7 protein-coding genes and 1 pseudogene are annotated in these 8,644 nt (G+C 64.0%); 5 read left to right on the top strand and 3 right to left on the bottom strand.

Going from position 1 to position 8,644, the window contains the following annotated elements; translation table 11 throughout:
* Nucleotides 1-28 precede the first annotated feature (28 nt).
* Together ACKLLE_RS17810 and ACKLLE_RS17805 are read right to left on the bottom strand one after the other, a co-directional pair.
* Nucleotides 29-892, bottom strand: a complete 864-nt coding sequence (locus ACKLLE_RS17810; RefSeq protein WP_376699779.1) for a methyl-accepting chemotaxis protein — start codon at nt 890-892, stop codon at nt 29-31.
* Nucleotides 884-1,639, bottom strand: a pseudogene (locus tag ACKLLE_RS17805) (MCP four helix bundle domain-containing protein); the annotation flags it as partial. The gene ACKLLE_RS17810 and the pseudogene ACKLLE_RS17805, both read right to left, overlap by 9 nt.
* A 288-nt stretch (nt 1,640-1,927) precedes the next feature.
* Here ACKLLE_RS17805 and ACKLLE_RS17800 point away from each other — a divergent pair.
* From ACKLLE_RS17800 to ACKLLE_RS17790, 3 genes are all read left to right on the top strand, one after another.
* Complete coding sequence (locus tag ACKLLE_RS17800; protein ID WP_064303696.1) at nt 1,928-2,155, top strand: hypothetical protein; 228 nt, start codon at nt 1,928-1,930, stop codon at nt 2,153-2,155.
* The gene (locus ACKLLE_RS17795) at nt 2,152-2,454 is read left to right on the top strand and encodes a cell division protein ZapA (RefSeq protein WP_064303695.1); all 303 of its coding nucleotides are present in this window, start codon (nt 2,152-2,154) and stop codon (nt 2,452-2,454) included. Before ACKLLE_RS17800 ends, ACKLLE_RS17795 begins: the two co-directional genes overlap by 4 nt.
* Nucleotides 2,455-2,703: 249 nt before the next feature.
* Nucleotides 2,704-4,641 (top strand): methyl-accepting chemotaxis protein, encoded by a 1,938-nt coding sequence (locus ACKLLE_RS17790; protein ID WP_420058657.1) that lies wholly within the window; start codon nt 2,704-2,706, stop codon nt 4,639-4,641.
* A gap of 76 nt (nt 4,642-4,717) precedes the next feature.
* Here ACKLLE_RS17790 and ACKLLE_RS17785 read toward each other — a convergent pair whose 3' ends face one another.
* Nucleotides 4,718-5,758 (bottom strand): threonine aldolase family protein, encoded by a 1,041-nt coding sequence (locus ACKLLE_RS17785; protein WP_064303693.1) that lies wholly within the window; start codon nt 5,756-5,758, stop codon nt 4,718-4,720.
* Between the two features lie 355 nt (nt 5,759-6,113).
* Between ACKLLE_RS17785 and ACKLLE_RS17780 the strand changes: the two genes are divergently transcribed.
* Together ACKLLE_RS17780 and ACKLLE_RS17775 are read left to right on the top strand one after the other, a co-directional pair.
* Nucleotides 6,114-7,367: a serine hydroxymethyltransferase gene (locus tag ACKLLE_RS17780; RefSeq protein ID WP_009404114.1), complete on the top strand. Its 1,254-nt coding sequence runs from the start codon at nt 6,114-6,116 to the stop codon at nt 7,365-7,367.
* 15 nt (nt 7,368-7,382) lie between these two features.
* Complete coding sequence (locus tag ACKLLE_RS17775) at nt 7,383-8,633, top strand: sarcosine oxidase subunit beta family protein (protein ID WP_009404115.1); 1,251 nt, start codon at nt 7,383-7,385, stop codon at nt 8,631-8,633.
* Nucleotides 8,634-8,644 lie beyond the last annotated feature (11 nt).

Here is an 8,644-nt window from a genome sequence, read left to right as displayed (position 1 = left end):
GGTCCGCAGGGTCCGCGTCAGACGAATATCAGACCCTGAACCGCCCCACCAGGTTATTCAGGTCTACCGCCAGCCGCGACAGCTCGGCACTGGCTGCGCTGGTCTGGTGGGCGCCGGTTGCCGATTGCACCGACAGGTCATTGATGTTCACCAGGTTGCGGTCCACTTCCCGCGCCACCTGGGCCTGCTCCTCGGCGGCGCTGGCGATCACCAGGTTGCGCTCGTTGATCTGCGCCACGGCTCCGGTGATGGTATCCAGCGCGCTGCCGGCACCACGGGCGATGTTCAGGGTCGATTCGGCGCGCTCGGTGCTGTTGCGCATGGAGCTGACCGCCTGCTCGGTGCCGCCCTGGATGCTGCTGACCATGCGTTCGATTTCCTGGGTGGATTGCTGCGTGCGGTGCGCCAGCGCCCGGACTTCATCGGCGACCACGGCAAACCCGCGACCGGCCTCGCCGGCCCGCGCGGCCTCGATGGCGGCGTTGAGGGCGAGCAGGTTGGTCTGGTCGGCCAGGCCGCGGATCACGTCCAGCACCTTGCCGATATCCCGCGACTGTTCGGCCAGGTTGCCGACCAGCACCGAGGTGCTTTGCACGTCGGTGCTCATGCGTTCGATGGCGCTGACGGTCTCCAGCACCAGGTCGCGGCCGTCGGTGGCGGAGCGGGTGGCTTCGGCCGAGGCTTCGGAAGTGCTGACCGCGTTGCGCGCCACTTCTTCCACGGCGCTGGTCATCTCGGTGACCGCAGTGGCCGCCTGCTGGATTTCATTGTTCTGCTGTTGCAGGCCGCGGGCGCTTTCCTCGGTGACGCTGTTCAGCTCTTCGGCGGCCGAGGCCAATTGGGTGGCGGAGCCGGAAATCTGCTGCAGGGTGTCGCGCAACTGCTCCTGCATGGTCGCGATGGCCTGTTGCAGGCGGGTGGCTTCGTCCTTGCCCTCGGGGCGGATGCTTTGGGTCAGGTTGCCGCTGGCAATCTGCTCGGCGACGCCCAACACTTCGCTCATCGGCCTGACGATGCTGCGGGTCAGGACGATGGCACAGAGGAAGGTCAGCACCGTGGCCGCGACCAGCAGGGCGATAACCAGGGTGAAGGCATTGGAATACTGATCGGCGGCCGTCTGGTTGATGTCGCGGGTCTGCTCGGTATTGATCTTGACCAGCTTGTCCACGGTACTGGTAATCAGCTCCATGTTCTGCAGCAGGTCGCGGTTGATCATCTCGCGGATCGCCGGGAGGTCGTTGGCCTGGGAGAGCTGGACCATGCGCGTTTCCAGCTGGCGGTACTGGCCGAGGGCCTGGACGAACTGGTTGTACACGGCCTGCTCTTCGTCGCTGGCGATCAGCGGCTCATAGATTTTTCGCGCGGCATCGATCTGCGCGTTGCGCTCGTTCAGTTGGCTGTAGGTGGCCTGTAGCAGGTCCGCTTCGCGGTTGATCATCAGGCGATAGGACAGGGTGCGCAGGCGCAGGGTGTACAGGTTGATCTGGTCAAGGGCCTTGATGCTCGGCACCGTGACCCGCTCGATCGATTGGCCGGCCTGGCGGATGTCGCTCATCTGGTGCAGGGCGAAGATGCCCAGGGTCAGCATCAGCGTGCCGATCAGCGCGAAGCCCAGCAGTGCACGCGGGGCGATGTTCATATTGCGTAAGGACATGGTTCGTATCCAGGCTCGGGAAGGAACGCGATCCATGCGCAAAGTTGGGGTGTTCTTAATGCCTATCGGTAAACGGCGGGCGGACTTGAGGCTTTGTCGGACAAAAATCACAGGCCGTCATCGCATCCTGTCCGACCGGAGGGGGGAACCGAGTGACCCATGTCGGGTCAATGTGCACCAACGCGGGGCTCTGGCCCCGATATTTCTGGCGGGTCGGGCATGTTTTCTTTATCGTGTGCGCCCCCGATTTACCCCTCCCTGGAGAAGGTCACCATGCTGGACACCACCCTGAGTCAACTGGAACAACTGGTCAGCGAACTGCTGCAGAAAAATCAGCAACTGGCCGAGCGCAATGCCCAACTGGACAGCGAGCTGGCCCAGGCCCGGGACGAGAACGAAAGCCTGCAACTGAGCCTGATGGAGCAGGAAGAGAAGTACGCCGGCACCAACGCCCGCATCCAGGCCCTGATCGAGCGTGCCAGCGGTACCGTCGGCGCATGAACGAGTCCGCGAAGACGATCAATGTCGTCTCGATCATGGGCAACGACTACTCGATCAAGGCCCCGGCGGGCCAGGAGCAGGTGCTTGCCGACGCGGTGCGGATGCTCAAGGCATCCCTGGCCGAAACCAAGCGCAGCTACCCGTCGTTGATCGGCGACAAGCTGCTGGTGCTGGCGGCCTTGAACCTGTGTTCACAGCAGATCGCGCTGCAGCAGGCGCACCAGCAAACCCTCGACCGTTATCAAGAGCAAGTCAGCGCCACGGTCGATGCAATCAGCCAGGCAATCGAAAACGCCTGATTTCCCACTGATTCAGCAGACCCCTGTGGGAGCGGGTTTACCCGCGATGACGTCGGTGAGTCCACCACCGTAATCGCGGGTAAACCCGCTCCCACAGGGTCCGCGTAACGGCTTATTTCTTCTTCTTTCTCTCTTTCCCTACTTTTGCAGGGGATATTGTCTTGCCCGCCTGGAAATATCGTATACCTGTGTTGTATACAATTGGCCTGTCATTTGCACTACAGGCTTTTATTTCCTTGAGGAACACCCATGCACTTCTGGCGGCGCAGTATCCAATGGCAATTGATAGCAAGCATGGGCGCAGCCCTGTTGGCGAGCATCCTGATCGTGGTGGCGATCTATACCGTGGCGGTCAACCGCCTGACCGAGCGTTACCTGGTGGACACGGCGCTGCCGGCCAGCATTGAGGCGATTCGTAACGACATCGAGCGCATGCTGGCCAGGCCGCTGACCGCAGCGGCCGATATCGCCTGGAACCCCATGCTGCGCGACTGGCTGGCAGCCGGGGAAGATCCGGCGCAGACCCCGGCGGTGGTCGAATACCTGGACACCCTGCGCGACAAGAACAAGGCCTTCACCTCGGTCTATGCCTCGACCCTGAGTAACCACTACTACAACGAGAAGGGCCTGGACCGTACCCTTAGCCGCAGCAATCCCGCGGACAAATGGTTCTACGGCTTCATCGACAGCGGTAACCAGCGGGTGCTCAACATCGATACCGACACCAGCACCGGCGAACTGGCACTGTTCATCGATTACCGGGTGGAAAAGGACGGCCGGCTGGTCGGTGTGGGTGGCCTCGGCCTGCGCATGACCGAGTTGTCCGAGCTGATCCACGATTTCAGCTTCGGCGAGCACGGGCGGGTGATGCTGGTGCGCAACGATGGCCTGATCCAGGTTCATCCGCAGACCGAACATGGCGGCAAGCGCCAACTGGCCGAGCAGATTGGCGAAGCGGCGGCGCAGGCCATCCTGCTCAACCGTGATGGCTTCGAGAGCGTGAGCTTCGAGCGCGACGGTGAAACCTGGCTGGCCCTGAGCCTGCCACTGCGGGACCTGAATTGGCGGCTGGTGGCGGAAGTGCCACAGGCGCAGATCTATGCGCAGGTGAAGCAGACCGTATGGCTGACCAGCCTGACCGGCGCCGCCGTGGCCCTGTTGTCGCTGCTGCTGGTGGTGTGGTTGGCGCGAGGCATCGTGCGGCCGCTGCGCCAGGTCACCGCGGCGCTGGGCGCGATCGGCGACGGCGGCGGCGACCTCAGCCATCGCCTCGACGAGAGCCGGCGCGATGAACTGGGTGATCTGGCCCGTGGCTTCAACCGCTTCCTCGACAGCCAGCGCAAGCTGATCGGCGAGGTACTGCGCACCAGCGAAGAACTGCACAAGGCGGTGGGGCAGGTGATCCATGTGGTGGTCAGCACCGCCGAGCGCTCGTCGCAGCAGCAGGCGATGACCGAGATGGTCGCTACCGCCGTGCACGAGATGGGCCTGACCGTGCAGGAAATCGCGCAGAACGCCGGGGAAGCGGCGCACGCCTCGCAGACCGCCCGGGACGAAGCCTTGCTGGCACGCAGCGTGGTGCAGCGCTCGATCGCCCATATCGAAGGCATGTCGGGCGAGATCGGCACGGCGGCCGGGGCCGTCAGCCAGCTGGCCGAGGAGGTGGCGTCGATCGACAAGGTGCTGGCGGTGATCCGCAGCATTTCCGAACAGACCAACCTGCTGGCGCTCAATGCGGCCATCGAAGCGGCGCGGGCCGGAGAGATGGGCCGTGGTTTTGCCGTAGTGGCCGACGAAGTGCGCACCCTGGCGCAGCGCACGCAGGTGTCCACGGGCGAGATCCAGCAAATGATCCAGCGCCTCAAGCAGGGCACCGGCACGGCGGTGGACTCGATGCATGCCGGGCAGGCGGCGACGGGGACGGGAGTGGAGTCCAGCCAGTTGACCGGTGCATCGCTGACCACCATTACCGGGCAGGTCGAGCGGATCAGCGATATGAACCTGCAGGTGGCGACGGCGACCGAAGAGCAATCGGCGGTGACCGAAGAGATCAACCGCAATGTGCAGGGGATTTCCGAACTGGCCCGGCAGACGGCGGTGGAGGTGCAGGGTTGCCGGCAGGATTGCGAGGCGTTGCAGCGGCTGGCGGATGACCTGGCCCGGCAGATGGGCGGTTTCCGGCTTTAGATCGCTATCGCTGGCAAGCCAGCTCCCACAGGCGCCGCGAACCTTGTGGGAGCTGGCGTTGCCAGCGATGAGGCCCTCAAGCCCCCATCACGGCCCGGATATCCGCCGCCAGTTCCCGTACCCGGGCTTCCTCGGTATCCCACGAACACATGAACCGCGCCCCACCGCTGCCAATGAAGGTGTAGAACCTCCAGCCTTTATTCCGCAGCTGTTCCAGCGCCGCCTCCGGCATCTGCAGGAACACCCCGTTGGCCTCCACCGGGAACATCAGTTCGACCCCCGGGACGTCCGCCACCAGGCCGCTCAGCAACTGCGCGCAATGGTTGGCATGCTGCCCGTGACGCAGCCACGCGCCGTTTTCCAGCAGCCCGACCCAGGGCGCTGACAGGAAGCGCATCTTCGAGGCCAGTTGCCCGGCCTGCTTGCAGCGGTAGTCGAAGTCCTCGGCCAGCTTGCGGTTGAAGAACAGGATCGCTTCACCCACCGCCATACCGTTCTTGGTACCGCCGAAGCACAGCACGTCGATCCCGGCTTTCCAGGTCAGCTCCGCCGGCGAGCAGCCGAGGAAGGCGCAGGCGTTGGCGAAGCGGGCGCCGTCCATGTGCAGGTTCAGCCCCAATTCCTTGCAGGTCTCGCTGATCGCCTTGAGTTCTTCCGGGCGATACACGCTACCGACCTCGGTGGCCTGGGTGATGGTCACCACGCGCGGCTTGGGATAGTGGATGTCCTGGCGCTTGAGCGCCACTTCACGGATCGATGCCGGCGTCAGCTTGCCGTTCTCGCTGCGCGCGGTGAGCAGCTTCGAGCCGTTGGAGAAGAATTCCGGCGCGCCGCATTCGTCGGTCTCGACGTGGGCGGTCTCGGAGCAGATCACGCTGTGGTAGCTCTGGCACAGGGACGACAGGGCCAGGGAGTTGGCCGCGGTGCCGTTGAAGGCGAAGAACACTTCGCAGTCAGTTTCGAACAACTGGCGGAAATGGTCGGCGGCGCGGGCCGTCCACTGGTCGTCGCCGTAGGCGCGTTCGTGACCCTGGTTGGCCTTTTCCATGGCGGCCCAGGCTTCCGGGCAGATACCGGAATAGTTGTCACTGGCGAATTGCTGGCTTTGTTCTGTCATGGCTCGGGTCCTGTTAGCAAGGCAGGGGAGCACTCTAAAGCATGGCCTGTCAGGTTGCCTATACAACCTGGATTTGATGTCGTTTTCAGGGGCCAATCGCCGGCAACGCCGGCTCCCACAATGACCGTGGCGCATGCGATCCCTGTGGGAGCCGGCGTTGCCGGCGATTAGGCCCGAAAGGGCGCCGCAAAGCGACTATCGCAAACAAGACAAAACAATGTCGTAAACGCACCTTTGCGTGGCGTGCGCAGGCATCTGGCAGGGCCGTCCCGGTCATACCATCGCTGCAAAGGACACCCGTCAATGACACGGGTTCCACTTAAATAAGAGCCCCACCGCTGCCGGGAGAAATGCGATGTTCAGCAAGCAAGACCAGATCCAGGGTTACGACGATGCACTGCTGGCGGCCATGAACGCCGAAGAGCAACGCCAGGAAGATCACATCGAGCTGATCGCCTCGGAGAACTACACCAGCAAGCGCGTCATGCAGGCCCAGGGCAGCGGCCTGACCAACAAGTACGCCGAAGGCTATCCGGGCAAGCGCTACTACGGCGGTTGCGAGCATGTGGACAAGGTCGAGGCCCTGGCCATCGAGCGTGCCAAGCAGCTGTTCGGCGCCGACTACGCCAACGTCCAGCCACACTCCGGTTCCTCCGCCAACGGCGCGGTGTACCTGGCCCTGCTGCAGGCCGGCGACACCATCCTGGGCATGAGCCTGGCCCACGGCGGCCACCTGACCCACGGCGCCAAGGTGTCTTCCTCCGGCAAGCTGTACAACGCGGTTCAATACGGCATCGATACCAATACCGGCCTGATCGACTACGACGAAGTCGAGCGCCTGGCCGTCGAGCACAAGCCGAAGATGATCGTCGCCGGCTTCTCCGCCTACTCCAAGACCCTCGACTTCCCGCGCTTCCGCCAGATCGCCGACAAGGTCGGTGCGCTGCTGTTCGTCGACATGGCCCACGTCGCCGGCCTGGTAGCCGCCGGCCTGTACCCGAACCCGCTGCCGTATGCCGACGTGGTCACCACCACCACCCACAAGACCCTGCGCGGTCCGCGTGGCGGCCTGATCCTGGCCAAGGCCAACGAAGAGATCGAGAAGAAGCTCAACGCCGCGGTCTTCCCTGGCGCCCAAGGCGGCCCGCTGATGCACGTGATCGCGGCCAAGGCCGTGTGCTTCAAGGAAGCCCTCGAGCCTGGCTTCAAGGCCTACCAGCAGCAAGTGATCGAAAACGCCCAGGCCATGGCTGGCGTGTTCATCGATCGTGGCTACGATGTAGTGTCCGGCGGCACCGACAACCACCTGTTCCTGGTCAGCCTGATCCGCCAAGGCCTGACCGGCAAGGACGCCGACGCCGCCCTGGGCCGTGCCCATATCACCGTCAACAAGAACGCCGTGCCCAACGACCCGCAGTCGCCTTTCGTGACCTCGGGCCTGCGCATCGGTACCCCGGCCGTCACCACCCGCGGTTTCAAGGTTGCCCAGTGCGTGGCCCTTGCCGGCTGGATCTGCGACATCCTCGACAACCTCGGTGACGCCGATGTGGAAGCCGATGTAGCGCGCAACGTGTCGGCACTGTGTGCGGACTTCCCGGTTTACCGCTGAGTGGAGCAAAGAACCATGCAACGTTATTCGGGCTTCGGCCTCTTCAAGCATTCCCTCAGCCACCACGAGAACTGGCAGCGCATGTGGCGCACGCCAACGCCGAAGAAGGTCTACGACGTGGTCATCGTCGGCGGCGGCGGCCACGGCCTGGCCACGGCCTACTATCTGGCCAAGGAACACGGCATCACCAACGTGGCCGTGATCGAGAAGGGCTGGCTGGGCGGCGGCAACACCGCGCGCAACACCACCATCGTGCGCTCCAACTACCTGTGGGACGAGTCGGCACACCTGTACGAACACGCCATGAAGCTGTGGGAAGGCCTGTCCCAGGACATCAACTACAACGTGATGTTCTCCCAGCGCGGCGTCTACAACCTGTGCCACACCCTGCAGGACATGCGTGATTCCGAGCGCCGGGTCAACGCCAACCGCCTCAACGGCGTGGACGGCGAACTGCTCAACGCGAAACAGGTGGCGGAAGAAATTCCCTACCTGGACTGCTCGAAGAACACCCGCTATCCGATCATCGGCGCCACCGTGCAGCGCCGCGGCGGCGTGGCCCGCCACGATGCCGTGGCCTGGGGCTTCGCCCGTGCCGCCGATGCCCTGGGCGTCGACCTGATCCAGCAGACCGAAGTGATCGGCTTCCGCAAGGAAAACAACACCGTGATCGGCGTGGAAACCAACAAGGGCTTCATCGGCGCCAAGCGCGTCGGCGTGGTCACCGCCGGTAACTCCGGGCACATGGCGCGCCTTGCCGGCTTCCGCCTGCCGCTGGAGTCGCACCCGCTGCAAGCGCTGGTGTCCGAGCCGATCAAGCCGATCATCGACAGCGTGATCATGTCCAACGCCGTGCACGGCTACATCAGCCAGTCCGACAAGGGCGACCTGGTGATCGGCGCCGGTATCGACGGCTGGGTCGGCTACGGCCAGCGCGGCTCGTACCCGGTGATCGAGCACACCCTGCAGGCCATCGTGGAAATGTTCCCGATCCTCTCCCGCGTGCGCATGAACCGCCAGTGGGGCGGCATCGTCGACACCAGCCCGGACGCCTGCCCGATCATCTCCAAGACCCCGGTGAAGAACATGTTCTTCAACTGCGGCTGGGGCACCGGCGGCTTCAAGGCCACCCCGGGCTCGGGCAACGTCTTCGCCGCCAGCCTGGCGAAGGGCGAAATGCACCCGCTGGCCAAACCGTTTTCCATCGACCGTTTCCACAACGGCGCCCTGATCGACGAACACGGCGCAGCCGCCGTCGCCCACTAACAGGAGAATCC

Origin of the sequence: Pseudomonas bharatica (assembly GCF_048586865.1) — a bacterium.
Taxonomy (GTDB): domain Bacteria; phylum Pseudomonadota; class Gammaproteobacteria; order Pseudomonadales; family Pseudomonadaceae; genus Aquipseudomonas; species Aquipseudomonas bharatica.
This window is presented reverse-complemented; position numbering and strand designations above follow the sequence as displayed.